Source organism: Kitasatospora sp. NPDC036755 (genome assembly GCF_040636595.1).
Taxonomy (GTDB): domain Bacteria; phylum Actinomycetota; class Actinomycetes; order Streptomycetales; family Streptomycetaceae; genus Kitasatospora.
In genome coordinates this window covers 1-24,266 of record NZ_JBEZUT010000118.1, presented here as the reverse complement: position 1 = coordinate 24,266, position 24,266 = coordinate 1, and the positions used below count along the sequence as shown (strand labels likewise).

The window sequence follows — 24,266 nt, the reverse complement described above, 5'->3', positions numbered from 1 at the left end:
AGTCGGCGATCCAGGAGGCCGTGGCCATTCCGCGCGAGCTCAACCAGCGCCTGGTCGACGCCGAGGAGACCCGCCGCATCCTCGACCGGCTGTACGCGAAGTCGGAGGCGATGCCCGCGAGGCCCGCCGCGTACCCCTGCCCGACCGCCCGGAACTTCCAGTCCGCGCCGTGCCGGTACAGCTCGCCGAACACCATCGCCGTCTCGCCGCCGCCCTCCGGGGCGATGTCGTAGCGGGCCACCTCGGCGCCGCCGTCCGGGTCGGTGACCCGGATGTGGGCGCCGTGGACCTGCCCGAAGGACTGCCGGCGCTGCGCCGCGTCGTAGATCGCCACCGCGAAGACGACCTTCTCCACCCCGGCCGGGACCTCGGCCAGCCGGACCTCGATCTGCTCGCGGTCGGCGCCGCCGCCGGCCGCGCCCTGGTGGCGGACCGAGCCGTCCGGGCTCCGGAGGTTGTTGAAGAAGACGAAGTTCTGGTCCGAGGCGACCTTCCCGTCCGCCCCGCAGAGCAGGGCGCTGGCATCCAGGTCGTACCCGGCCCCGGCCGTCCAGCCGAGGCCCACCCGGACCACCCGCAGGCCAGGGGCCTGCTTGCCCAGGGAGACGTTGCCACCCTTCGTCAGGGCCACGCTCATGGAACTTCCTCCACCACCGTACGAGTACCGCTTTTCGACCACGACAACGCTGTAGAACTCGCACCGGTTCCCACTCGAACCGTCGGCTTTCCGGCCCGGCCGAAACATCACGGGACTCCGCGCCGACACCCTGGCGGAGCGTCAGGTACGGACCTATTGTCAGCGCACATGACATGTCTACGCCGCATCGCCGGAACGGCCGCCGCACTCACCGGAACGCTCCTCGCCCTGCTGACCCCCGCCGCCGCCCAGGCCGCGCCGGCCGACTGCCGGACCTCCGCCTCGGTCCCGCTGGACGCCGAGCAGGCCCGCCTCCAGGACGCCCGCACCGCCGGCTTCACCGAGCGCTCCGGACTGGGCGAACTGCTCGGGGCCTTCCCCGCCGCCCTGTGCGCCGCCCGCAACGCCCGGCAGGCCGAACGCGTGGTGGACACCTGGGGCCGGACGCTCTGGCAGGCCGGAGTGGACCGCGCCCAGGGCCGGCGGCCGAGCGGCGACCTGCCCGCCCTGGACGACCGCCCGCTGTACTGGACCAGGCTCGCCATGACCGTCCGGCTCGCCCGCTGGCAGCCCCGGTTCGACGTCGACCGCGCCGCCCTGCGGACCCGTTTCGAGGACGCCTCGCGCGGTCTGGACGACGGCTTCGAGGCCGCCCCCGGCGTCCGGCGGATCTTCGTCAGCGGCTTCGACCCGTTCGGCCTGGACACCGAGGCCCGCCGTGCCAATCCCTCCGGCGCGGCCGTCCTGCGGCTGCACGGGCAGCGGATCACGCTCGCCGACGGCAGCACCGCCGAGGTCCGGGCGGTCGTCCTGCCGGTGCGCTACGGGGACTTCGACCGGGGCATCGTGGAACGCGCCTTCACCCCGCACCTGCGGCCGGGCCGGCAGGCCGCCGACCTGATCACCAGCATCAGCCAGGGCTACCCGGGCAAGTTCACCCTGGAGGAGTGGGCCGGGCGGGCCCGCTCCGCCGATCCGGCCACCGACAACACGGCCGCGCTCTCCGGCGGCACCACCGAGCACCCGGTGGACGCCCCGGGGCTGGGCGCCGGTCCGCAGTTCGTCCGCACCACCCTGCCGACCGGCGCCATGACGGCCGTCCAGCAGCCCTTCCCGGTGCTGGTCAACGCCTTCGTCACCGAGATCCCGGCGGGCGCCACCGCCCCGGTCTTCCGGCCGGACGGCCCCACCCCCGGCTCCCGCGCGGTCTCCGGGGGCGGCGGCGGGTACCTCTCCAACGAGGTCGCCTACCGCTCCAACCGGCTGCGCACCCTCCTCGCCCCGGAGCTGCCCGGCGGCCACCTGCACACCCCGGTGCTGACCGGCCTGCCCGCCGACCCGAGCCGGCTCACCGCGCCGGAGTTCGAGCGGAACGAGGCCGCGATCGGCGACGAGGTCCGGGCGATCCTGAGCACCGTCAGGTTCTGACGGGCCGTCCGGAGCCGGGGCGGGCCGGGGCCCCGCGGCCCGCCCCAGGGGGGCGCCCGCTACGCCGGGTCGGCGTAGCGGGTGCCCGCCGCGCGGGCCCGCGACGCCGCGATCTCGGCGTACGCGGCCTCGCGCCCCGCCCAGTGCGAGCCCTCGACCGACGTGCCGCGCTCCAGGTCCTTGTACACCTGGAAGAAGTGGGTGATCTCCAGCAGGTCGAACTCCCGCATGTCGCCGATGTCCCGCAGGTCCGCGTAGCGCGGGTCGTGGGCCGGGACGCAGAGCACCTTCTGGTCCGGGCCGCGCTCGTCTCGCATCACCCACATGCCCACCGCCCGGCACGTCAGCACGCAACCGGGGACGGCCGGCTCACGGCCGAGCACCAGGGCGTCCAGCGGCTCGCCGTCACCGCCGAGGGTGCCCTCGACGTAGCCGTAGTCGGCGGGGTAGGCGGTGGCCGTGAAGAGGGTGCGGTCCAGCCGGATCCGGCCCGCCACGAAGTCCATCACGTACTTGTTCCGCGACCCCTGGGGGATCTCGATCATGACCTCGAACTCCACGTCGAACACCACCGCGGCCTCCTCCTCGGCTCCTGGGGGAATTGTCCGCCGTCCGGACGGCCACCGGAAGCACCCCCGCCGTTCAGGCGACTCCCCTACCATCCCGACCATGGGGAGCTGGCGGGTCACTGTCCTGGACCACCGTCGCCTCGGGGGCGGACGGCCCCAGGGGCTCCCGGAAGGGCCGCTGGCCCGCCGGGACGGGGTGGAGCTGCACGTCCGGGGCGGCGGGCTCGCCTGCGTCGACGCCACCGGCACGGTCCGCTGGCAGCGGCCCTGCCCCGGACGTCCCAACGCGGCCCACCTCTTCGCCGACCGGGCGCTGGTCACCACCGACCCCGTCGGGCACGCCGCCCCGGGCGGGTTCGGCCCGGCCCTGCTGCTGGACCTCGCCGACGGCCGCACGGTCGCCGAACCGCGCGGCGAGCGCGGCGCGGCGCTCGACGACGGCCGCTTCGTGCTCGGCCCGCAGGGCCCCGGCACCTTCGACACCCTGGCCTACGACCGGGACGGCACCCCGGTCGACGCCTGGCCCAGCTGCGGCCACTACGTGGCCGACGGCGGTCTGCGGGTGGTCGAGACGGACCGCCGCCACCCCACCGGGAGCCGGGTGGTCCGGCTGCTGCCCGGCGGCCGGGTCGAGTCCGGCCCGCTGCTCGCCGACCCGCAGGCGCCGGCGCCGCTGGTGCTGCCGGACGGCACCCTGCTGGTGCTGGACGCGGGGGTGCTGCTCGCGGTCGGCCGGGACCTCGACGACGCCGTCCTGGCCGAACTGCTCCCGCTGTCCCCGGGCGAGCGGCCGCGCTTCACCGGCGCGCTGCACCGCACCGCCGACCGCCTCGACGTCACCCTGGTCGAACGCCACCCGACCCGGATGGGCGCCTACACCACCCACGGCTGGACGCTCGGCCTGCACCCTTCGTAGAACCCAAGATCTCGATTGGGCGGCGGAACTGACGGCCCGGCGGTCCTCCGTCCACGATTCCCCTACGGTGACGCCTGCAACAACCGTCACCATGCAAGAGGGGGCACGCCCATGTCCCGGAGCCGGAAGCTCCACCGCCTCAGCAACCCCGACGTCGACGAACGCCGCGCCCAGCGCGCGCTGTTCCGCCACCTCCGCGACGACACCAACGCCAACCGCGGCCGGATGGCCAGGCGCGTCCGTGAGCTCCAGCTGCTGCTGGCGATGGACCCGGTCGAGTTCGAGGGCCTCATCGCCCGGCTGATGGAGGCGATGGGCATGAAGGTCGAGCTCACCGCCCGGTCGCGGGACGGCGGAGTGGACGTCCGCGGCATCGACCCGGACCCGTTCCGCGGCGGCAACGTCATCGTCCAGGTGAAGCGCTACCGGGACACGGTGGCGCCCTCCGCGGTGCGGGACCTGTACGGGACGCTGCGGCACGACCGGGACGCGACCAAGGCCGTCCTGGTCACGACCAGCAAATTCGGGCCCAGCTCGCACCAGTTCGTCGCCGGCAAGCCGATCAGCCTGATCAACGGCGCCGAACTGGTCGGGCTGCTCAAGCACCACGGCTTCCACGCGGTGTTCGAGGCCGTCGAGGACGGCGGCGGCGCCGGGGGCGACGACCTGGACGGACTGCCCGCGATCGAGGTGGCGGCCGAGCCCTCCCGGCTGCTCCTGCACTGGACCGGGGAGGAGGAGTACGACATCGCCGCCCTGGTCTGCCGGGGGAACGCGGCGCTCTCCGACGACCACCTGGTGTTCTACAACAACGCCTCGACGCCCGACGGTTCGGTGCGCCTGGTGACCGGCTACGGCGATGCGAACGCCTGCCTGATGGTCGACTTCGAGGCGCTGCCCGCCGAGGTCGACCGGCTGGTCGTCATCGCCGCCGCCGACACCGAGAACCACCCGGAGGCCACCATGGGCGGGTTCGCCGGCCCGGCGCTGATCCTGGAGGCGGGCTCCGGGCAGGACGCGGCCGTGGTGCACCTGGCGGACGGCGCGGAGACCAACACCGCGATGCGGCTCGGCCGTTTCGACCGCGAGCCGTCCGGGGACTGGGAGTTCACCCCGGCGCTCGCCGGGTACCCGGGCGGGCTGCGGCAGGCCGTGACCGCCTACGGGCTGGAGGTCGTGGAGGCGTGAGCGGCCGGGGCACCACCGCCCCGGCCGCGGCGCCCGTATCCGCCGGGATCCCCGCGTTGCCGCGGATCCCGGCGGGTACGGCGGGCCTCAGCGCACGACCGGCAGTTCCAGCGCCGAGCCCCGGTCGCCGCCCCAGCCGATCCGGTAGCTCGCCCGGCCGTCGGCCGGGAGCAGCTCGAAGGAGTCGGGGTTGGCGGCGGCGACGGTGAGCCGGATCCGGTCACCGGAGCGGAACAGCACCGAGACGGGCTGGAGGTCGACGGTGACCCGCTGGGCGCGGCCCTGCGGGAGGTCCTCGGCGTCCTCGGCCGCGTAGCTGCGCGGCGTGCGCAGCCGCCGCCAGTCCGGATTGTCCCGACGGTCGGCCACCGCCCTGTCCTCCAGGGCGAGTTGGCCCTCCGTCAGGTAGGTGACCCGGCCGTCGGGCGCGACGTCCTCCAGGTAGACGTGCAGGGCGCCGCGCGCCGAGCCCTCGAGTCCGGTGACGTCGAGGGTGACCTTGCCGTTGCCGGTGACCCGGGTGTCGGCGGTGAGCGGTGCGCTGGTGTAGCCGAGCAGTCTGGCGTCGACGGCGGCACGGTCGGGGTAACTGACCTCGTCGCCGGTGAGGTTGGTGTTCCAGCGGTCCAGCGGGCCGGTGCCCGCGGTCGGGTCGAGGGTCAGCGGGTCGGAGCCCCGGTGGCCGTCCGCCCGGGCGGCGAGCGTGCCGCCCGCGCCGAGCGGGAAGCGCTGGGTGCGGGTGCCGGGGACCGGCCAGCGGGTGGTGGTGCGCCAGACGTCCTCGTTGAACGTGTAGTAGTGCACCTGCCGTCGGCCGTCGGGGCGGGCGGAGCCCCGGACGTAGCGGTCGAAGAAGTCGACCACCCGCTGGTCGTTCTCGGCGTGCTCCCGCGCGGTGAGCGGGCGCGGCGGGCGGAACGGGTCGGCGAGCGAGCCGGCGCCGTGGTTCCACGGGCCGATCCAGGAGTCCTGGGTGTTGGACAGGCCGGTGAACTGGGAGAGCACGCCGTTGGCGGTTCCGGCGTCGAGCCAGCCGGCCCGGGTCAGGACGGGCACCCGGCCGGCTTCGACGGCGTCGGTCCGCTCGCCGACGCTGCCGACCGTCCAGCTCTTCGGGCCGTCCCGGTAGTCGCGGTGGACGCCGGTGCGCGCCATGTCGACGAGGTTGGCGTTGTTCGCGTGCTCGGCGCGCGCGGCGGCGAGCAGGGCCTGGCCGTCGGGTCCGTCGACCGGCCGGGGCTGGAGGCCGGTGAGGCCGAAGTCCGCGCAGAGCGCGCGGGTCTTCTCGTCGGTCTCGCAGGTGGTCCCGCCGGCCCGGTCGAGGACGCGCAGCAGCAGCCCGTACCGGGCGATCCGCGGTTCGATGAGCACGCCGCCGGGGCGCACCAGGTCCTCGTACGGGTCGAAGTCGTAGGAGATCGGGGCGGCGGCGGTGATGTGGTGGTTGCCGAGGGAGGTGGCGAGCATCGCGGTGTCGCCGCCGTAGGAGATGCCGGTGGTGCCGACCCGGCCGTTGGACCAGGGCTGGGCGGCGATCCAGTCGCTGAGCGGGCCGCTGTCGGCGGTCAGGTCGGCGCCGAGTTCGGAGGTGAGGGTGCCGAAGGAGGCGCCGGTGCCGCGCAGGTCGGCGACGACGAAGGCGTAGCCGCGGGAGGTCCACCGCTCGGCCTCGCCGCCGGCGCCGCCGGGTGGGACGGGCTCGCCGGTGCGGACCCTGGCCCGCCAGTAGCGCTGGGTGGACAGGACGGTGGGCAGGTCGGCGCCGGCCCGGGTGCCCTGCGGCAGGTGGACGTCGACGGCGAGGCGGACCCCGTCCGGCATGGTGACGTAGCGCGACCGCAGGGTCGGCTCGGCGGGCCCGCCCGGTCCGGCGGGCACCGCGGCGGCGGCCGGGGCGACGGACAGGCCGAGCACGGCGGCGGCCGTGACCAGCGCCGCCAGCGGGCGGCGCAGCACGCCCCGCCTCATCGGACGGTCGCCTTCCAGGGGCCTTCCTCCGGGCGTGCCTCGTCGTCCGTCCCGGGCCAGGGCGGCATGGTGACGGCGGTGATCCGCAGCGGGCCGGCGGAGTCCTCGTCCGCCCGGAACTGGAACGCGGTTCCCAGCGGTATCGACACCGCCGTGCCGGCCGCGAGCCGGACGGTCTCCTCGCGCCCGCCCTGGCGGCGCCAGAGCCGGCCGCTGCCCGCGGTGACCCGCCACAGTTCCTGCACGGTGGCGTGCGACACCGCGCGGGTGACCTGCCCGGGGGCGAGGACGAAGTCCGCGAGGCTCCCGCACCCCGTCAGTTCCAGCAGTGGGCGTACCTCGGCCCCGTCCGGGGCGGTCACCACGGGGGCGTCACCCGCCTCCGCGGTGCGGAAGGGCTGCTGCCCGGCCTGGTTGCTCATCCGACGACCTGCCTCTCTCATCCGAGTGAGTAGCGTGGTCTCGTCCCCCACCGCCGATGGGACCACGGTCGCCCGGCCGGCCGCCAGGGCGGGTTACCCCGAGACGACCCCGATCCGACCCTGGCCCTTCCCGGACTCCAGGCCCGGTGCGCCGGCCGGGCCGGGCCCGAAGTCCCGCACCGCCTCGGTGACGATCGCCTCCAGCCGGGCGTGGTGGGCGCCGCGCCAGTAGGCCTGGCCGCAGTCCTCGCACTGGGCGAAGGCGTCGTAGGAGCGCTCGGTGCCGTCCCGCAGCTGTTCGCGCACCGAGGTCTTGGTGGCGGGACGCAGGGGGCCGTTGCAGGTGGTGCAGCGGGTCCAGGGGGCGAGCGGCGGCGCGAAGCGGGAGAGCACGTCGCGCAGTTGCTCGACGGGGCGGTGGCTGTAGACGTAGGCGCCGGCCCACAGTTCGCGGCGGCGCAGCAGACCGCGGTCGCGGGAGAGCAGGATCCGCTGTTCGGCGGCGGAGCGGGCGGCCAGTGCGGCGTCGCCGATGTCGGGGTTCTCGTAGGCGGTGTCCACGCCGAGCAGGCGCAGCCGGCGGGCGAGGGTGCCGAGGTGGACGTCCAGCAGGAAGCGCACCGGGACGGGCGAGGGCTGCGGCCTGGTCACGGCCCGGACGGCGATCTCCTCGCCGTCGGCCGGCACGTGGGTGTCGGGCACGGCCCGGCCGTCCACCAGCAGGGCGCCGACCTCGGTGAGCGGGACGCCCAGGGACTCGACGACGTGGCCGAGGGTGGAGGTGCCGTCGGTGCGCAGCATGCTGCGGCCCGCCCTCCGGGGCGCGGAGACGAAGAGGTGCAGCTCAGGGGCGAAGTCGAGATGAATCTGAGGTCGGTCCACGTGGCCAGCATGCCAGCGGGCGGCGGGCCGGGACCACCGGGTTACCTGCCCACTCTTCCGGGGGTGTGCCGGGTTGCCTCCGGGCCGCTCCTCGGCTCGGGCCGCTGCCTCGTCCGTCGGGTCGGCCCGCGGCCCGCTCCCCCGGGCCCGGTCGGGAGGTCCGGGGTCAGGCGTCCGCCACCGCCACCGGCAGGGGAGGCACGGGTGGCACCGGCGGTGCCTCCGGCGCCGGTCGGCCGCGGTCCCGGGCCGCCCAGCGGGCGACCGGCCCCGTCGCGCACCCCGCCGCGAGGAAGACGCCGCCGAGGACCAGCCAGCCCGCGAGGCCCCCGTCCAGCAGCAGGGTGGTGAGCAGCAGCGGCCCGAGGGTGCGGGCGACGGCGACACCGGTGCCGAAGAAGCCCTGGTACTGGCCGATCCGCCCGGGCGGGGCGAGGTCGAAGGCGATCTGCCAGCTGCCGGCCGACTGCCGCATCTCCCCGGCCACCTGCAGGACGGAGGCCGCGACCAGCAGGACGGCGACCGCCCAGACCGGCACGGACAGCGCGGACAGTCCGAAGACGGCGCAGGAGCCGAGCAGCAGGAGTCCGGCGGAGCGGACCGCCCGGGCCGCCGGCTCCAGTCCGGTGACGCCGCGGGCCGCCCGCACCTGGAAGGCCAGCACCGCGAGGGTGTTGAGCACGAACAGCGCCGAGCCGAGCCAGCCGATCCCGGGGGCGCGCGCGGCGATCCAGAGCGGGATGATCAGGCTGAGCAGCGGCATCCGCAGCAGCAGCACGGCGTTGACCGCGGTGACGGCGGCGTACCGGCGGTCGCGCAGCACGGCCAGGCGCGGACCGGCGTCGGACGGCCCTGCCGCGGGCGGGGCTTCGGGCAGCCGCCGCAGGACCAGCGCGCCGGTCAGGAAGCCGAGCGCGGTGACGGCGAAGGCGGCCAGGTAGGCGGCGCGGGTGCCGACGCCGAGCGCGATGCCGCCGATCGCCGCGCCGACGGCCAGTCCTCCGTTGAGGGTCGACTGGATGTGGGCGAGCAGCGCGGTCCGCCCGGCGGGCGGCACCAGGGCGGCGACCAGGGCCTGCCGGGCGGCGCTCAGCCCGGACTGCGCGGTGGCGTAGAGGCAGACCGCGAGCAGGAACAGCGGGTAGGAGCGGATCACCAGGAGGGCGGCGACCACGGCCGCGGTGCCGAGCGCGAGCGCCACCGAGGTGCGGCGCGGTCCGCGCCGGTCGGCGAGGTGGCCGAGCGGGACGCCGGCGAGCGAGCCGAGCGCCCAGGCGAGGGTGAGTCCGAGCCCGAGGGCGGTCGGTGACATCCCGACCACGCGGGTGAAGTAGAGGGCGGAGCAGGTGTAGTACGCGCCGTCGCCCACGGCGGCGGCCAACTGGGCGGCCGCGAGGGTCCGCTGGGGCCCGGCGGGCGGCAGCGCGCCCCAGCGGGCGGCTCGTTCGGTGGGCATGCCCCTCCTCCGTTCGTGCGCGGGAGTCATCCGCGTCCCGGACCGGCGGTCACCCGCACGCGTCCGGCTGCGTAAACGTGTTCACGGACCGTCACCCCTGCCCGCGACCGCCGGACGGGCGGTGCGCGGAGCCGGTCTCCCCGGCCTCCGGTTCCGGTGCTCCCCCACCCTACGGAGGAAGCGGCCCAGGGGAACGGTCCAGTGATCAAGGAATTTCCTGGGCCAATCCGGCGGGCCGCCGCACCACCGACCGACCCCTGAACCCTCGTGCGAGGGAGGCCAGTTGGCGTCCGTGAACCGTTCCGGGGCGGCCCTGCCCAACCTTGCCCGCGCCCGCGAAGCGCCGTCCGTACCCGCTCCGAATCCGCCCCCGCCGGCCGCCGCGGAACCGCGATCGGGCAGACCAGGGGCCAACTTTGACCGTGTTGACCCGTCAGTAGCACCCTTTTATGCTCAACGGCGTTCGCGATCCGGCAGCGGGCCGGGGCCGCCCAGCCCGCCCGTTCCGTCGCCGTCCCCGGTTCGAAGGGTGGCCCCCCATCAGCACCTCCAGCGCGCCCCCGGACCTCACTCGCCGGCGGCGCTTCCTCACCTACCTGCTGGCCGCGCCCACCCTCACCGTCGGTGCCCGCCTCGCCGCCGACACCGCCGCACCCGCCACCGCGCAGGCCGTCCCGGTTCCCGTACCGGCCCCCGCCGCGGCCGCCCTCCCGGTCCGTGAGACCGCCCTGCCCCAGCAGCTGATCGGACTGCCCGGCATCCCGGACATCGTCGACCTCGGCGACGCGATGATCATCGCCGGGCTGCCGACCGCCCACCTGCTGGTCCTCGAAGTCACCGCCGCCGGCCGCGCCGTGCTCCACCTGCCACGACTGGAGGTCGGCCAGGGCCTCACCACCGCGATCGCCATGATCGTCGCCGAGGAGCTCGACGCCCGACTCTCCGACGTCGACGTCCCGCTCTCCGACTCCCGCCCCGAACTGCTCTTCAACCAGCTGACCGGTGGCTCCAACTCGATCCGCTCGCTGTACGACCCGGTGCGCGCCGCGGCCGCCGCCGCCCGAGCCCGGCTGGTGACCGCCGCCGCCAAGCGCTGGAACGTTCCCGCGACCACCCTGCGCACCGCCGACTCCGCCGTCCTCGCCCCCGACGGCCGCCGCCTCGGCTACGGCGACCTCGCCGCCGAGGCGGCCGGCGTCGCCGCACCCGCCGTGCCGGCCACCCCCAAGACCCCCGAACAGCTGCGCCTGGTGGGCCGGCCCACCGGCCGGATCGACGCCCGGGACATCGTCACCGGCCGCGCCACGTACGCCGGGGACCTGCAGATCCCGGGCGCCGTACCCACCGTGGTCGCCCGCCCGACCACCGTCAACGGCACCCTCAAGTCCCTGGACGCCTCCGCCGCCCGCGCCATGCCCGGAGTCCTCGGCGTGGTGCGGATCCCGTCCGGGGTCGCCGTCCTCGCCGAGACCTTCGACCAGGCGCTCAAGGCCCGCGACGCCCTGCGCACCACCTGGAACCCCGGTCCGGTCGCCGGCCTGTCCGACGCCGACGTGCGGTCCAAGCTGCGCGCCGCCCACCTGCCGTCCCTGCCGCCGCCGCTGCTCTCCCACCGGGTGGAGGCGGAGTTCGACTTCGCCTTCGTCAACCACGCCCCGATGGAGGTGCTCACCGCCGTCGCCGACGTCCGGCCGAACCGGGCCGAGCTGTGGTTCGCCGCCCAGAGCCCGATCCTCGCCCAGGGCACCATCGCCGCCGAACTCGGGCTGCCGCAGAACGCCGTCACCGTCCACGTGGTGCGCGGCGGCGGCTCCTTCGGCCGCCGGCTGTTCTTCGACGCCGCCCTGGAGGCCGCCCAGGTCTCCAAGGCCGCGGGCCGCCCGGTCAAGCTGATGTGGACCCGCAACGACGACATGCGCCACGGCCGGGTGCGCCCCGCCAGCCACCACGTCATCCGGGCCACCTACGGCCTCGGCCAGGTGTTCAGCTGGGAGCACCACGTGGCCAGCGTCCGGACCGACCTCGGCCACGGCCTCGGCGACATGTTCACCGCCGCGGGCTACAACCTCCCGCTGGCCGGGATCACCGCCTCCGAGCTGTTCTTCCTGCTCACCGAGAAGATCCCGTACGACGTCGGGGTGCCCACCCAACTGCTCGCCGAGGTACCGCTGGAGCTGCACACCGGCAGCTGGCGCTCGGTCTACTCGGGCACCGTCCGGGTCTCCGACGAGATCATGATGGACGAACTCGCCCGCCGGATGGGCCAGGACGAACTCGCCTTCCGCCGCGACCGGATGCGCAGCGCGGCCGGACGGGCGGTGCTGGACGAGCTCGCCCGGCGCGGCGACTGGGGCCGCCCGATGCCCCCCGGCCAGGCCCAGGGCATCGGGTACCACGACGAGCACAGCGCCTGCGTCGCCTACCTGGTCGAACTGGACGCCACCGACCGCGCCGACCCCCGGGTCACCAAGGCCGTCGTCGTCGCCGACGTCGGCCGGGTGATCAACCCCAAGGGCCTGGAGGCCCAGCTCACCGGCACGCTGGTCGACGGCATCTCGGTGATCCTCCAGGCCGGCAACCACCTGGACAACGGAGCCTTCCGGGAAGGCAGTTACGGTGACTTCCACTACGCCCGGCAGCGGCACACCCCGCCGGTGGTCGAGATCCACCTGATGCCGCCGAGCGGACCGCCCGGCGGCGCGGGCGAACTGGGCGTCCCGGCCGCCTCCGCCGCCGTCGCCAACGCCTACGCCCGCGCGACCGGCACCAGCCCGCGCTCCTTCCCGATCGCCTTCTGAACCGGCCTCCCCACCACCGGCCCTTCCGGCGGCCGGCCCTCCGACCACCAGCTGAGGAATCCCGACCCCCATGCCCACCCACACCTTCGTCCTCAACGGGCGGCCCGTCACCGTCGAGGCCCCGGACGACATGTCGCTGCTCTGGGTGCTGCGCGACAAGCTCGGCGTCACCGGCCCCAAGTACGGCTGCGGGGTGGGCGTCTGCCGCGCCTGCACCAGCCATCTGGACGGCCAGGAGTTCCAGCCCTGCACCCGCTCCGTCAAGGACTGCGAGGGCCACACCGTCACCACCATCGAGGGCCTGGCCGACGGCGAGGTCCTCCACCCGGTCCAGGAGGCCTGGCTCGCCTGCGACGTCGCCCAGTGCGGCTTCTGCCAGCCGGGCCAGATCATGACCGCCGTCGCCCTGCTGCGCCGCACCCTGAACCCGACGGACGCGGACATCGACCAGATCCAGAACATCTGCCGCTGCGGCACCTACCCGCGCATCCGCGAGGCCATCAAGCAGGCCGCCGCCCGGCAGACCGCCAAGCCCTGATCGGGCCCGGGCGCCTCGGCGTCGGCCCGGGGCACCCGGGGCGCGCCCGCGCCGACCGGGTCCGCCCGACGCCCGGGTCCGCCCTGCGTGCCGGTCCGCACGGAGCCGGGGTCCGCACGGAGCCGTCAGCCGCCCGTCGGGTCCGCCGCCGGGTCACGGCCGAAGAAGGCCGCGAGCCGGTCGTACGCCGGGGCGTCCTCGGGGACGGCGACGGCGGGACCGAAGGCGTGGTGTTCCTCCTCGGCGCCGCGGTACTCGGGTTTGAGCGCCCCCTCGGCCCAGGCCAGCGCGGCCAGCGCGACCTCGTGGTCCAGGCCCTCGGTCGACTGGCCGGTGGAGTGCGCCAAGTCCCAGGCGTGGACGGCGAATTCGGCGGTCTGCTGGTCCACCGGGAAGCGCGCCGGGAGGGTGCCCGCGCCGGGCACCTCCACAGTGCCGGAGAGGTCCCCGGCCGCGCGCCAGGCGTCGGCCAGCTCCTCCGCCCCGGCCTCGAAGGCGTGCAGCCAGTCCTCCTCGACCCGGTCGAAGGGCTGCGACCAGTCCGGCTGCCCGCCCTTCGCCCGCACGGTGAACTGCCGCAGGTCGTACAGGAGGTGGCTGACCAGGTCGCGGACGTCCCAGGAGCGGCAGGGTGTCGGGTGGCCGGCCAGCTCGACGCCGGTGCCGTCGATCAGCCCGGCGGTCTGGGCGAGGGCGCGGGCGAGCAGCCCGATCGGGTCTTCCGCTGCGGTCATGGCACACCTCTCGGTACGGGTCCCGGTGCGGGAGCGGGTGTCGTGCCGGGCGATCGTAAGCGCGGGCGCCGACCTCCGCCCGGCACGACACCGCACCCGTGACCCGTGCCCTCCGGCGTCAGGCGGCGAAGCCGCCGTCCACCGCCAGCTCGGCGCCGCTGACGTACCGGCCGTCCTCGCCCGCCAGGTAGGCGACGGCGGCCGCGACCTCCGCGCCGGTGCCGAAGCGGCCGAGCGCGGTGAGCCCGCTCTGCAGCTCCGCCGCGGGGCCGTCGACCGGGTTCATGTCGGTGTCGATCGGCCCGGGGTGCACCAGGTTGGCGGTGATCCCGCGCGGCCCGAGCTCCCGGGCCAGCGCCTTGGTCAGGCCGATCAGCGCGGCCTTGCTGGTCGCGTACAGCGTGGCACCGGGGAAGGCGACGCGCTGGGCGATGCAGCTGCCGACGGTGACGATCCGCCCGCCGTCGGCCAGGTGGGCGGAGGCCGCCCGGGCGTACAGGAAGGGCGCGCGGACGTTCACCTCCAGGACCCGGTCGACGTCCTCCAGCGTGAGCTCGCCGATCGGGCCGAGCACACCGACGCCCGCGTTGTTCACCAGGACGTCCAGCCGCCCGTACCGCTCGACGACGGCCTCGACCACGCCCCGCACCGCCTCCGGGTCGGCGCTGTCCGCCCGTACGGCCCAGCCGCTGCGCCCCATCGCGGTGATCTTGGCCGCGACCTCCTCGGCGCTGTCCGCACCGCCCTGGTAGGTCAGCACCACGTCGGCGCCGTCCTCGGCCAGGCGCAGCGCGACCGCCGCGCCGATCCCCCGGCTGCCGCCGGTCACCAGGGCCACCTTGCCGCCGAGGCCACCGAGGCCGTCGCGCACCACCGCACTGTTCATCGCCATATCTCCAGAACTCCTCGTTCCGATCGCGGACATGACTCGATCCTGGCCCGGGGCGTTTCAAACCTCCGGCGGTATTCGGACGTTGCGTTCAACGTTCAACCACCCCTCGCGGCGCTCCCGCACCCCGGCGCGCACCCCGGACGGGCCACGGCGCGACCGGGCACTCGATGGGCCGGCGCGCTTCCACCCGCCGGTGCACGCCGGCCGCCGGGTCGGCTCCGGCGCGGCCCTCCGTCCGCCGCCCGGGAGCGCCGGACGCCGGGGCCCCGGACGCGCCACGGGCCGGACCCGCCGGGGAGCGGCCGGGCCCGCCGGCCCGGGTGCCGGACGGTGCCGGCCCCGGCGCCCTCCCGGAACGCCGGGGAAACACCCCTTGACGGGCCCGTGACGGATCATTGACGGGCCGTTGACGGGCCTCTGGCGCCCCGGGAGCGCCCCGAACGGGTCGAGCGGCCATCCCGGGGCGGGGGTGGCCGCTCGATCGCCCGGCAGGGCCCTGCCGGGCGCCGTCCCGTCAGACGGTCAGCGTCTGGCCCGGGTAGATCAGGTCCGGGTCGTCGCCGATGGTGCGCAGGTTCTTCCGGTACAGGCTGTCCGTGTCGGTGCCGAACTTGGCCGCGATGTCGCTCAGGGTGTCGCCGCTCCGGACGGTGTAGTCACCCGGGGCGGTGTTCTTCGGCGCGGCCGGCGCGGACTGCGCGGGCTTGGCGGAGGGCCGCCCCTGGGGCGCCTGCTGCGCGGCGGCGGGCTTGGCGGCGGGCGCGGCAGCGGGCTTGGCCGCGGGCTTCGCCGCCTTCGGGGCGGGCTTGGCGGGCTTGGCGGGCTTGTCCGCCGTGCTGCCCGAGGTGTCGACGGCGGCCGGGGCGCCGCCCTTGCCCAGGCCGGCCTTCCGCGAGCAGACGGGCCAGGCGCCCGGGCCCTGCGACGCGAGGACCTTCTCCGCGACGGCGATCTGCTGCTCCCTGCTCGCCTTGCTGGCCTGGGGGGCGTACGCGGTGCCGCCGTACGCGGCCCAGGTCGACGGGGAGAACTGCAGTCCGCCGTGGAACCCGTTGCCGGTGCTGGTGCTCCAGTTCCCGCCGCTCTCGCACTGGGCGACGGCGTCCCAGGTCGAGGTGGTCGCGGCGGAGGCCGAGGTGGCCGTGACGAGGCCGGCCACCGGCAGGGCCGCGACGGCGGCGCCCGCGACGACCGCCATCCGCACGCGGCGGCGCTTGGTGCCGGTGGTTCCGGCGGTGTCGGCGGTGTTGTCGGTGGCTGCGGCGGTCTCGTGACGGGGATTCATACAGTTCCTCTCGACAAGTCCCGGGTGGGCATGCGGAACCAGGCCCGGGACATGGGCCGGCAGTCTTTTCGCTCACCTCACTCGACGGCGGCCGGACACGTGTCGGACGTGCCGTGCCGCCCCGGTCACCTCCGCACGCCGTCGGCCTGTTCGAGCCGGCATCGTCGGCGGGCACCGCCCTCGCGCCGCGGGTCAGTCGGCGGGCAGTGCGTCGGGGTGAACCCGGGTGGCGCTCGTTTGCGCCGCCAATGAAGCTAGGGGGCATCACCCGGACGCAGCAAGCAATTCTTGGACGTCGCAGGTCAGTTGACCGTTACCGGCGGTATCGATCAAGAAACCGTGCCCGATTTGAAAGGATTTGACCGAATTTTCAAGATCAAACGGTCAAATTCCGTGCCCTCGCTCACACCTGTCCATCCGAGAAAGCCGGCACACCATCGACGCTGAGGAATCGTCAGCTGACGTACCGTCACCTTCGAACCCGGAGTTCCCGGTTCCGCGCGCCCGTCGAGTGGCATCCGTCACACCCGACACGCACAGCGACCACAAAGGCACGCTCAGCAACGGTCGTCGAGCTCCGCATCCCGCGCCAACAGCGCCGCCTGGACCCGGTTCTCACAGCCCAGCTTGGCCAGGATCCGGCTCACGTACGTCTTCACCGTCGCCTCGCTCATGTGGATCCGCGCCCCCGCGTCGGCGTTGGACAGACCCTCTCCGAGCAGGGCCAACACCTCCAGCTCGCGCGGGGTGAGCACCTCCAGCCGGCGCCGCGCCGCCACCGCGCGGGCGGCCAGCGAGGCACTGCGGCCGGAGGCCAGCGAGTCGACGATGTGCCGGGTGGCGGCCGGCGAGAGGAAGGCGTTGCCACCCGCCGCCGCCCGGACGGCCTGGATCAGCTCGTTCGGCGCGGTGTCCTTGAGCAGGAACCCGGCTCCGCCCTCGGTCACGGCGCGCAGGACGTTCTCGCGCTCCCCGAAGGTGGTGAGGATCAGTGCCCGCGCGCCGGGGGCGGCCTTCGCCAGTTCCCCGAGCGCCGTCAGACCGTCCATCACCGGCATCTGGATGTCCAACAGCACCACGTCCACCCGGTGCGCCCGCGCGAGCTCCAGCGCCTCCCGGCCGTCGGCGGCCTCCGCGACCACCTCGATGTCGTCGGCGGAGCCGAGGATCATCCTGATCCCGGCCCGGATCAGCGGCTCGTCGTCGGCGACGAGGACTCGGATCACGCTGGTCATTCCCCTCGAACGGTGCTTCGGCTGCGGCACCATCCTCACATCCCGGAGCGAACGCTCCGAACCGCCCCGATCCGGACCACCCCGCTCCGAAACCGGCCCGGCCCGCCCCACCGGAGCACCCGCCGGCGCACGGGCGCACTCAGCCCCGGGCCACGTACTCCTGTTTCTCCACCAACGCCCCGTCCCGGAAGCAGAATCGCGCCACGTGGTCCTCGTTCCAGCCGGCCCCGGGCGCACCGCTCAGGACGTACCAGCGGCAGTGCGCGCCCTCCGGCACCTCCGGCCCCGTCCCCTTGTACGTGTCGGTGATGAAGTCACTCCCGCGCGGCAGCGTCTGCAGCACCTCGGACTCCGCGGTGCCCACCCGGATCTGGTCGTACATCGGCTTCTGCAGGGTCGCGTCGTTGGTGCTCTGCACGAAGGCGATCACGCCCCAGACCAGCAGCCCGAGCACGATCACCACGATCGCGACCACCCCGACCGCGCAGCCCATCGCCGGGCTGCGCCGCCCGCGCTTCGGCTCCTCGACGGGCGGCAGACCGTCCACCACCCAGTCCTCCGCGCCGTCCGCCGCCGCGTCCTGCTCCGCCCCCTCGTACGGCAGCACCGCCGCCAGCCGGAAGCCCTGCTCCGGCGTGGGCCCGGCGTGCACCATGCCGCCGGTCAACCGGGCGCGCTCCCGCAGGCCGGTCAGCCCCTGTCCGCCGCTGACGGCCGCGCCCGCGACGGCGCGTGCCCCCACGAGCTCCGGTGCGCGGGCGTTGGTCACCTCCACCACCAGCGCGTCCGGCTCGTACCGCAGCGCGACGCCGATCGGCGCGCCGGGAGCGTGCTTGTGCGCGTTGGTGAGCGCCTCCTGCACGATCCGGTACGCCGCGTGGTCGACCGCGGCCGACAGCGGACGCCGCTCGCCCTCCAGGACGAGGTCGACCTCCGCCCCGGCCGCCCGGGAGGACTCCACCAGCCCCTCGACGCCGTCCACCCCGCCCCGGGCCGGCGTCCCCGCGGCGGTGACCGGTCCGGTGGCGGGCGGCACCGCCGTCGACTCGTCGTGCAGCACCCCGACCACCTCGCGCAGTTCCCGCATCGCCGCGACCGCCGCCTGGCGCAGCACCCCGACCGCCTCGCGCTGCCGGTCGGACAGCGTCCGGTCCACCTCCAGCGCACCCGAGTGCACCGAGATCAGCGCCAGCTGGTGGCCCAGGCTGTCGTGCATGTCCTGGGCGATCCGGTGCCGCTCGCGCAGCCGCGCCTGGTGCACCACCATGACCCGCTCGCGCAGCAGCTGCTCGTTGCGTTCGCGCAGCGCGTCCAGCAGGGCGCGGCGCTGCGCCCGGTAGCGGCCGTAGAGCGCCGGAAGCACGGCGAGCACCAGGAAGAGGCCCAGCGACAGCGGCAGGACCAGCTTCGGCGAGAACGTGATGGCGTCCTTCACCACGCCCGACGCGGTGAACAGCACCCAGCCCACCACGAAGGCGGCGACCATCGACCAGACCCGGCGGATCCGCGCACCGGCCGTCCAGCCCGCGCAGACCAGCATCGCCATCGGCCCGGCCCCGCAGCCGGCCAGGGCCGCCGTGACGACCAGCACACCGGCCGGCAGGCCCTTGCGCAGCACCCACAGCAGCGCGACGGCGATCCCGAACAGCACCGGCGCAACGCCGTCGGACACCAGCTCCACCAACGTGGTGAACCCGCCCATCAGCAGGGCGGCCACCGCCTCGCCCACCACCCGCCGGGGCCGCCAGGGCCCCGGCAGTGCCGTCCGTACCGCCGTCTTCCAGGCCCGCGCGATCGCTTCCACACATCGAGGCTATCGGTCCGGGCGGACGGCCCGCCGTCCTCCTTCGTCTCCGCCCCCGCCGACGAAAGTCGCCTGGTCAGCCGCTCCGGGGCCGCTCGCCCCGCCCGGGCAGAGCTCAGCCGAAGGCCGTGAGCAGCAGCGCCACGTCGTCCACCCGGCGGGTCGAGCCGACCTCGCGCAGCAGCCGCTCGGCCGCCTGCTCCAGCCCCTCCCCCGCCGCGGCCCGGGCCAGCGCGGCCCGCAGCCGGTCCACGCCCTGGTCGATCGCCGCCGCCGGGTCCTCCACCAGCCCGTCCGTGTAGAGGGCGAGCAGCGCGCCGCTGCCCAGCCGCAGCTCGCTGACCGGGTAGTCGGCCCGGTCGACCACCCCGAGCAGCGGCCCGCCCGGGACGTACAGCGCCTCGGCCCGCCCGCCCGGGTGGCGCAGCACCGGCGGCAGGTGGCCGGCCCGGGCGATCCGGGCGAGCCCGGCGGCCGGCGTCAGCCGGACCAGGCAGCAGCTGGCGAGCAGCCCGGGGTCGAGGTCGAGCAGCAGCCGGTTGGTGCGGGCGAGCACCGCGTCGGGCGGGTCGCCGCCGGTGGCGAAGGCGCGCACGGCACTGCGCAGCTGCCCCATCGCGGCGGCCGCGCCGACACTGTGCCCCTCGACGTCGCCGATCACCAGGGTGACGTCCCCGTCGGTGACGATCGCGTCGTACCAGTCGCCGCCGATCTCCATGCCCTGGGTGCCGGGCAGGTAGCGGGCGGTGATCCGGATGCCGGGCACCTCGGGCAGCCGGTGCGGCAGCAGCGCCTGCTGCAGGCCGCGGGCCAGCGCGAACTCGGCGTCGTACAGCCGGGCGCGCTCCAGCGCCTGGGCGATGAAGCCGCCGAGCGCGGTGAGCAGGCCGCGTTCCTCCACGGTGAACGGGCGCGGTCCCTCGAAGCCGATGATGCAGCTGCCGACCGGCCGGCCGGAGGCGATCAGCGGCAGGAAGGCCCAGGCGCCCATCTCGTCCAGGGCCAGGCCGGGATAGGTGGCGGCGAGTTCGCGCACCGACTCGAAGAAGATCGGGGTGCCGGTCCTGAGCGTCTCCGAGCCGGGCACCCGGGTGTCGATCGACAGGCCCTCGAAGGCGTCCAGGAAGCCGTCCGGGTAGCCGGTCTCCAGGAGCAGGTGGAGGTGCTGCTCGCGCACCGCGTAGATGGCGAGCTCCTGGCCGCCGAAGGCCGGCAGGATCTCCTCGGCCACCGCCCGGCAGACGTCCCGCACGGTGACCGCCTCGGTGAGCGCGCTCGCCAGCTGGAGCAGGTGGTGGGTGCCGCCCACGGTGCCGCCGGCCCGGGTGCGGACGGAGGGCGGCGGGGCGGCGGGCGGTTCGGCGGCACCCTCCGGCGCCTCGGCCGCGACCACCCGGCCGGTCACGCCGTGCGCGTCCGGGTAGAGCGAGAAGGCGAGCCAGCCGTCCGGCGGCCGGGCGGCCAGGAAGGTGGTGGGCCGCTGGGAGAGCAGGGCGGCGCGGTAGCGGTTCTCGTAGAAGGGGTCGGCGAGCCAGGGCAGCGCGTCCCAGGGGTGGCGGCCGAGCAGGTCCTCGCGGCGGGCCCCGAGCAGCGGCTCGGCGGCACGGTTGGCGTAGCCGATCCGGCCGTCCGGGTCGAGCGAGAACACGCCCTCGTGCAGCCGTTCGACGGCGGCCGTGGCCGCGGTCAGGGCCCGGACGTCCAGCACCGCGCCGACCAGGTGGGTCCGGTCGGCGGTGATCCCCACCGGCACCCGGGCCCACAGCTCCACCGGGTACGGCAGGCCGTCCGCCCCGAGCACCCGGACCCGGGCGGCGAGCACCTCGCCGCGCTCCAGCGCGATGCGGGCGGCGGCCCGGAACTCCGGCAGGTCGCCGGGGGCGACCCGGCGGTTCAGCGCGGCCACCGTGCCGTCGAACTCGCCCGGCCCGAAGCCGAAGATCTCCCGGAACCGCTCGTCGGCGGCGAGCGCCCCGGTGACCACGTCCCAGTCGAACAGCCCGACCCGGGCGGGCACCGCCGACGGCGGCGGCAGCTCCACCACGGCCACCTCGCCGCCGGGCTCCACCGACTGCCCAGGCTCGGCCAGGCCGGCCAGCTCCTCGCCGAGCCGGGCGGCCGCCTCGGCCAGCCGCCCGACTCCCGCGGGCGGCACCCCGTCGTCCGAGGCGGGCCACAGACCGCTCAGCACCCCGAACCGCTCCCCGCCGTGCGCCACCGGCACGCAGGCGGAGGCGAAGTCGTACGGCAGGCCGACCGCGAGCTGCGGGAAGCGCCGCATGGTGTCCTCGGTGCCGGTCAGGGTGATCACGTGCCCGGTCCGGAAGCAGACCGCGACCGGCAGCGGCCCCGTGGCGGCCACCCGTCGGAACGGGTTCAGCACCGCCGGCGGCACCCCCGCGATCGTGCGCAGCACCAGCGAACGGTGGTCCCGCGAGCGCAGGTGGACCAGCGCGCCGTACGCCCCGGCCGTTCCGAGCACCCGGCGCACCGCCCCGGCGGACAGCTCGTCCCGCCGGTGGTCCGCCCGCCGGGCCGTCTCCCGGACGGACCGCGGTGCCGCCCGGCCCGCCTCCGCGCCGGCACCGGGCTCCCGCGGCCGGGCCGGACCGGGCCGCGCCCCGGGGGCCCCACCGGTCGCGTGCGGATGGCGCATGCTCTTTTGCTACGCCCGGCCCGGGGCGGTGTCAAGGCGAGCCCGCCCCGGCCCCGGGCCGCCCCACCACCCGGTGTGCCCCACCACCCGGTGTGCCCCGCGACCCGGTGTGCCCCGCGACCCGGTGTGCCCCACCGCCCGGTGTACCGCAGCATGGACGGCATGCCGAGCGAATCCCGCCGCACCACCGTGGTCAACCTCAAGGGCCACCGCGACGACCCCGGGTTCCGGGACGTCGTCTACGTCGGCCGCGCCATGCACCGCGGCGGCTGGCACCTCGCCGAGTCCCCGCTGCACTGCCCGTACCACCCGGGCCCCGACCTCACCCGCGAGGAGATGGTCGTCAAGTACCGCGAGCACCTGCTCTCCCACCCCGACCTGCTGGCCCTCGTCCCGCCCCTGCGCGGCCGGCGCCTCGGCTGCTGGTGCGCCCCGCTCCCCTGCCACGCCGACGTCCTCGCCGACCTGGCGGACCACCCGCCGAGGAAGCACTGAGCCCGGCCCCTCACAGCCCGGAGAGGTCCACCTCCACCGGGTAGGGCGCCACGGCCTTGACCGGCCCGGTGAACAGCTCCCCCGCCCGGTACCTGGCCGCGGCCGCGTCCAGCACGTAGGTGTGGACGACCGGCACCCGGCCGGCGGCCTGCTCGACCCGCCAGTAGAAGGGGACGCCCGCCCTGGCGTACTGGTCGAGCTTGACCACCCGGTCGGTGGTCTCCGAGCCCGGTGAGACGACCTCGACCAGCAGCAGGACGTGCTCCGGTCCGGTCGGCGACTCGTCGATCGTGTCCGCGCGGTAAACCACCACGTCCGGCCGACGGTTGTTCAGCGGCACGTCCTGCAGTCTCACGTCGAAGTCGGTGTCGGCGTTCCACTCGACGCCCCCCGCCTCGTCCAGGGCGTTCGCCAGGATCCGGACGAGCCGGTTGTGCCGCCTGGAAGCGCTCGGGGACACGACCACCATCCCGTCGACGATCTCGATGCCCGCACACTGCTCGTCGGTCCAGGAGTCGTACTGCTCACTGGTGATCTGCCGGTGCATCCACTCGGGTGCGATCGGCTCGGCTGTCACGGCGTACCTCCCCCGGGCCGTTGGGCGGGTCTCGTGCTGTCGGCCACAGCCTAGTACGAGCCCTCGTACGAGCGGTGCGGGGACTTCGGACGGTTCGGGGGCTGTTCGATATCCTCCGGGCGGGTGGCGGCGAGGGGCCGCCGGTGGGGAAGCGAGAACCGTATGCAGTCGCCGTCGTCCGAGGGGTCCGCACACGGAGCGTCGTGGCAGTGGGACGAGGGGACGGACGGCGGCGAGGCCTCCGAGGACGTGGTCGCGGGCGGCGGGGAGCGCCCCCGGCCGAGCCGGCGGCAGCTGCTGCTCGGTGCCGGAGTGATCGCTGCGGGCGGGGCCGCCTGGGGCGCGTTCGGCCGTTCGGGTGGCGGTACGGCCCGGCCCGCGCCGGGGCCGACCTCCCTGTCCGGGCCGACGCCGCTCTGGACCTACCGCGGCCCGGCGGCGATGACCCCGGAGCGGTTCGCCACCGGCCTGCCGAGCCGGCCGCTCTACCTGTCCAGGAACGGCCTGCAGGTCCTCGACCACACCACGGGCGCCCCGGGCCGGCTGCTGGTCTTCGACCCGCCGTCCGCCCGGAGCCTGCCCGGCGGCTCCGAGGCTCTCGACCCGGTGGTGCTCGGGCCGGAGCACCTCTTCACCACCTACCAGGGCCACGTCGAGGCCCGCCATTTCACCGACTCCGCCGCCGACTGGAGCCTGCCGCTGCCCGACGAGCTCCAGGAGCAGACCCGGCTGGCCGGCTTCGACCCCCACGACCCCGGCGTCCTCTACGGCTGTTCCTGGGGCCGGCCGAAGTCGGACGGCCGCCTTCCGGCGCACTACCTCTTCGCGCTGCGGGTCACCGACCGCACCCTGCTCTGGTCCGTGCGCACCGAGGAGCAGGAGCTGCCCGTCACGCCCGCGACCCGGACCGGGTTCACCCACCACCTCGCCTGCCTGCGCGTCGTCGCCGGCCGCACCGAGCTGGCGGTCCGGGACGCCGCCACGGGCCGCGAGGTGTGGACGGCCCCCGGCGAGGAGGGCCTGCGCTGGTGCGTCAGCGGCTACAACTCCTTCCTCGTCCCCGACGGCAAGGGCGGCGTGCGCGAGCTGTCGACCGCGGGCGAGCCGGCCTGGTCCCACTCCCCCGCCCTGGGCGAGTCCCGGCGGGCGCTGGCGCCGATCGTGGACGGCCCCCAGCTGTACATCCCGTGGGACGAGGGCCTCATCACCTGCCACGACACCTCCTCCGACGCCGTGCTCTGGTCCTGCCGGCTGCCCTTCCCGCTGGACCGCCGCAACCGCGTGCTGCTCGGCGACAAGACGCTGTTCGTCCCGGGTACGGCCGACGCCGGGGTCTGCGCGGTCTACACCTCGACCGGGGAACTCGGCTGGACCTTCCGCGACTCCGGCCCGGCCAGGGGCGCCTGGACCGTCGCCACCGACGGGGGCCGGCTCTACGCCGGCCACGACGACGTCCTGCACGCCCTCCCGCTCTGAGCCCCCTCGGCCCCGGTGCCTTCGACCCGGAGCGCCCGGAGGGCCCGGAGCGCCCGGGGCGCACCGACGACCGCACGAACCGGCAGGATGGCCCGATGCAGGTACGCCCGATCTCCCCCGACAACCTGGCCGAGCTGCTCGCCGACCGCATCGCCGCCCTGCCCGGGGCCGGCGGCCGGTACCTGCGGGTGGCCGTGGACGGCGCGGCCGCCGCCCGCCCCGAGGCGCTCGCCGACGCGCTGGTGGATCCGCTGCGGCTGCGCGGCCTCCCGGCGCTGCGGGTCTCGGCCGCCGGCTTCCTTCGCCCGGC

The 24,266-nt window shown here is 75.4% G+C and carries 19 protein-coding genes and 2 pseudogenes; 8 read left to right on the top strand and 13 right to left on the bottom strand.

Annotated features, from left to right (window positions below):
• Positions 1-157: 157 nt before the first annotated feature.
• Positions 158-637, bottom strand: a pseudogene (locus tag AB0E96_RS19360) (TerD family protein); the annotation flags it as partial.
• Positions 638-805: 168 nt separating this feature from the next.
• On the opposite strand from AB0E96_RS19360, the gene AB0E96_RS19355 reads away from it, so the two are divergent.
• On the top strand, positions 806-2,065 hold the full coding sequence (locus AB0E96_RS19355; RefSeq protein ID WP_359825047.1) for a pyroglutamyl peptidase: 1,260 nt from the start codon (positions 806-808) through the stop codon (positions 2,063-2,065).
• A gap of 59 nt (positions 2,066-2,124) precedes the next feature.
• Here AB0E96_RS19355 and AB0E96_RS19350 read toward each other — a convergent pair whose 3' ends face one another.
• Complete coding sequence (locus AB0E96_RS19350) at positions 2,125-2,625, bottom strand: inorganic diphosphatase (RefSeq protein WP_359825054.1); 501 nt, start codon at positions 2,623-2,625, stop codon at positions 2,125-2,127.
• A 109-nt stretch (positions 2,626-2,734) separates the two neighbouring features.
• Here AB0E96_RS19350 and AB0E96_RS19345 point away from each other — a divergent pair, with 109 nt between their 5' ends.
• Both AB0E96_RS19345 and AB0E96_RS19340 read left to right on the top strand, forming a co-directional pair.
• Positions 2,735-3,550 carry a hypothetical protein gene (locus AB0E96_RS19345; protein WP_359825044.1) on the top strand — a complete coding sequence of 272 codons (816 nt, stop codon included), beginning with the start codon at positions 2,735-2,737 and terminating at the stop codon, positions 3,548-3,550.
• Between the two features lie 111 nt (positions 3,551-3,661).
• Positions 3,662-4,738 (top strand): restriction endonuclease, encoded by a 1,077-nt coding sequence (locus AB0E96_RS19340; RefSeq protein ID WP_359825042.1) that lies wholly within the window; start codon positions 3,662-3,664, stop codon positions 4,736-4,738.
• An 87-nt stretch (positions 4,739-4,825) separates the two neighbouring features.
• Here AB0E96_RS19340 and AB0E96_RS19335 read toward each other — a convergent pair whose 3' ends face one another.
• From AB0E96_RS19335 to AB0E96_RS19320, 4 genes are all read right to left on the bottom strand, one after another.
• A complete protein-coding gene (locus AB0E96_RS19335) occupies positions 4,826-6,706 on the bottom strand; it encodes a CocE/NonD family hydrolase (RefSeq protein WP_359825039.1) in 1,881 nt (626 codons plus the stop codon).
• Positions 6,703-7,128: a cupin domain-containing protein gene (locus tag AB0E96_RS19330; protein WP_359825037.1), complete on the bottom strand. Its 426-nt coding sequence runs from the start codon at positions 7,126-7,128 to the stop codon at positions 6,703-6,705. Before AB0E96_RS19330 ends, AB0E96_RS19335 begins: the two co-directional genes overlap by 4 nt.
• 93 nt (positions 7,129-7,221) lie before the next feature.
• Positions 7,222-8,010, bottom strand: coding sequence for a Mut7-C RNAse domain-containing protein (locus AB0E96_RS19325; protein WP_359825034.1), 789 nt, complete (start codon positions 8,008-8,010; stop codon positions 7,222-7,224).
• 166 nt (positions 8,011-8,176) lie between these two features.
• Positions 8,177-9,466, bottom strand: a complete 1,290-nt coding sequence (locus AB0E96_RS19320; RefSeq protein ID WP_359825032.1) for an MFS transporter — start codon at positions 9,464-9,466, stop codon at positions 8,177-8,179.
• A 449-nt stretch (positions 9,467-9,915) separates the two neighbouring features.
• Between AB0E96_RS19320 and AB0E96_RS19315 the strand changes: the two genes are divergently transcribed.
• A complete protein-coding gene (locus tag AB0E96_RS19315; RefSeq protein ID WP_359825030.1) occupies positions 9,916-12,264 on the top strand; it encodes a molybdopterin cofactor-binding domain-containing protein in 2,349 nt (782 codons plus the stop codon).
• A 70-nt stretch (positions 12,265-12,334) separates the two neighbouring features.
• Positions 12,335-12,802 carry a (2Fe-2S)-binding protein gene (locus AB0E96_RS19310; protein WP_359825027.1) on the top strand — a complete coding sequence of 156 codons (468 nt, stop codon included), beginning with the start codon at positions 12,335-12,337 and terminating at the stop codon, positions 12,800-12,802.
• Between the two features lie 125 nt (positions 12,803-12,927).
• Here AB0E96_RS19310 and AB0E96_RS19305 read toward each other — a convergent pair whose 3' ends face one another.
• From AB0E96_RS19305 to AB0E96_RS19280, 6 genes are all read right to left on the bottom strand, one after another.
• A complete protein-coding gene (locus AB0E96_RS19305) occupies positions 12,928-13,536 on the bottom strand; it encodes a TIGR03086 family metal-binding protein (protein WP_359825025.1) in 609 nt (202 codons plus the stop codon).
• A gap of 118 nt (positions 13,537-13,654) precedes the next feature.
• Positions 13,655-14,422, bottom strand: a complete 768-nt coding sequence (locus tag AB0E96_RS19300; RefSeq protein ID WP_359825052.1) for a 3-oxoacyl-ACP reductase family protein — start codon at positions 14,420-14,422, stop codon at positions 13,655-13,657.
• Between the two features lie 520 nt (positions 14,423-14,942).
• Complete coding sequence (locus AB0E96_RS19295) at positions 14,943-15,713, bottom strand: transglycosylase family protein (RefSeq protein ID WP_359825023.1); 771 nt, start codon at positions 15,711-15,713, stop codon at positions 14,943-14,945.
• Between the two features lie 557 nt (positions 15,714-16,270).
• Entirely contained in the window at positions 16,271-16,939 is a 669-nt protein-coding gene (locus tag AB0E96_RS19290; RefSeq protein WP_359825049.1) for a response regulator transcription factor, read from the bottom strand.
• Between the two features lie 148 nt (positions 16,940-17,087).
• Positions 17,088-18,752 carry a histidine kinase gene (locus AB0E96_RS19285; protein WP_359825021.1) on the bottom strand — a complete coding sequence of 555 codons (1,665 nt, stop codon included), beginning with the start codon at positions 18,750-18,752 and terminating at the stop codon, positions 17,088-17,090.
• 115 nt (positions 18,753-18,867) lie between these two features.
• Positions 18,868-21,408, bottom strand: coding sequence for a SpoIIE family protein phosphatase (locus AB0E96_RS19280; protein WP_359825019.1), 2,541 nt, complete (start codon positions 21,406-21,408; stop codon positions 18,868-18,870).
• A gap of 162 nt (positions 21,409-21,570) precedes the next feature.
• On the opposite strand from AB0E96_RS19280, the gene AB0E96_RS19275 reads away from it, so the two are divergent.
• The gene (locus tag AB0E96_RS19275; RefSeq protein ID WP_359825016.1) at positions 21,571-21,903 is read left to right on the top strand and encodes a DUF4326 domain-containing protein; all 333 of its coding nucleotides are present in this window, start codon (positions 21,571-21,573) and stop codon (positions 21,901-21,903) included.
• A gap of 10 nt (positions 21,904-21,913) precedes the next feature.
• On the opposite strand, the gene AB0E96_RS19270 is transcribed toward AB0E96_RS19275, so the two are convergent.
• Entirely contained in the window at positions 21,914-22,480 is a 567-nt protein-coding gene (locus AB0E96_RS19270; RefSeq protein WP_359825015.1) for a Uma2 family endonuclease, read from the bottom strand.
• 162 nt (positions 22,481-22,642) lie between these two features.
• Here AB0E96_RS19270 and AB0E96_RS19265 point away from each other — a divergent pair, with 162 nt between their 5' ends.
• A complete protein-coding gene (locus AB0E96_RS19265) occupies positions 22,643-23,956 on the top strand; it encodes a PQQ-binding-like beta-propeller repeat protein (protein WP_359825013.1) in 1,314 nt (437 codons plus the stop codon).
• A 95-nt stretch (positions 23,957-24,051) separates the two neighbouring features.
• Positions 24,052-24,266, top strand: a pseudogene (locus AB0E96_RS19260) (uridine kinase); the annotation flags it as partial.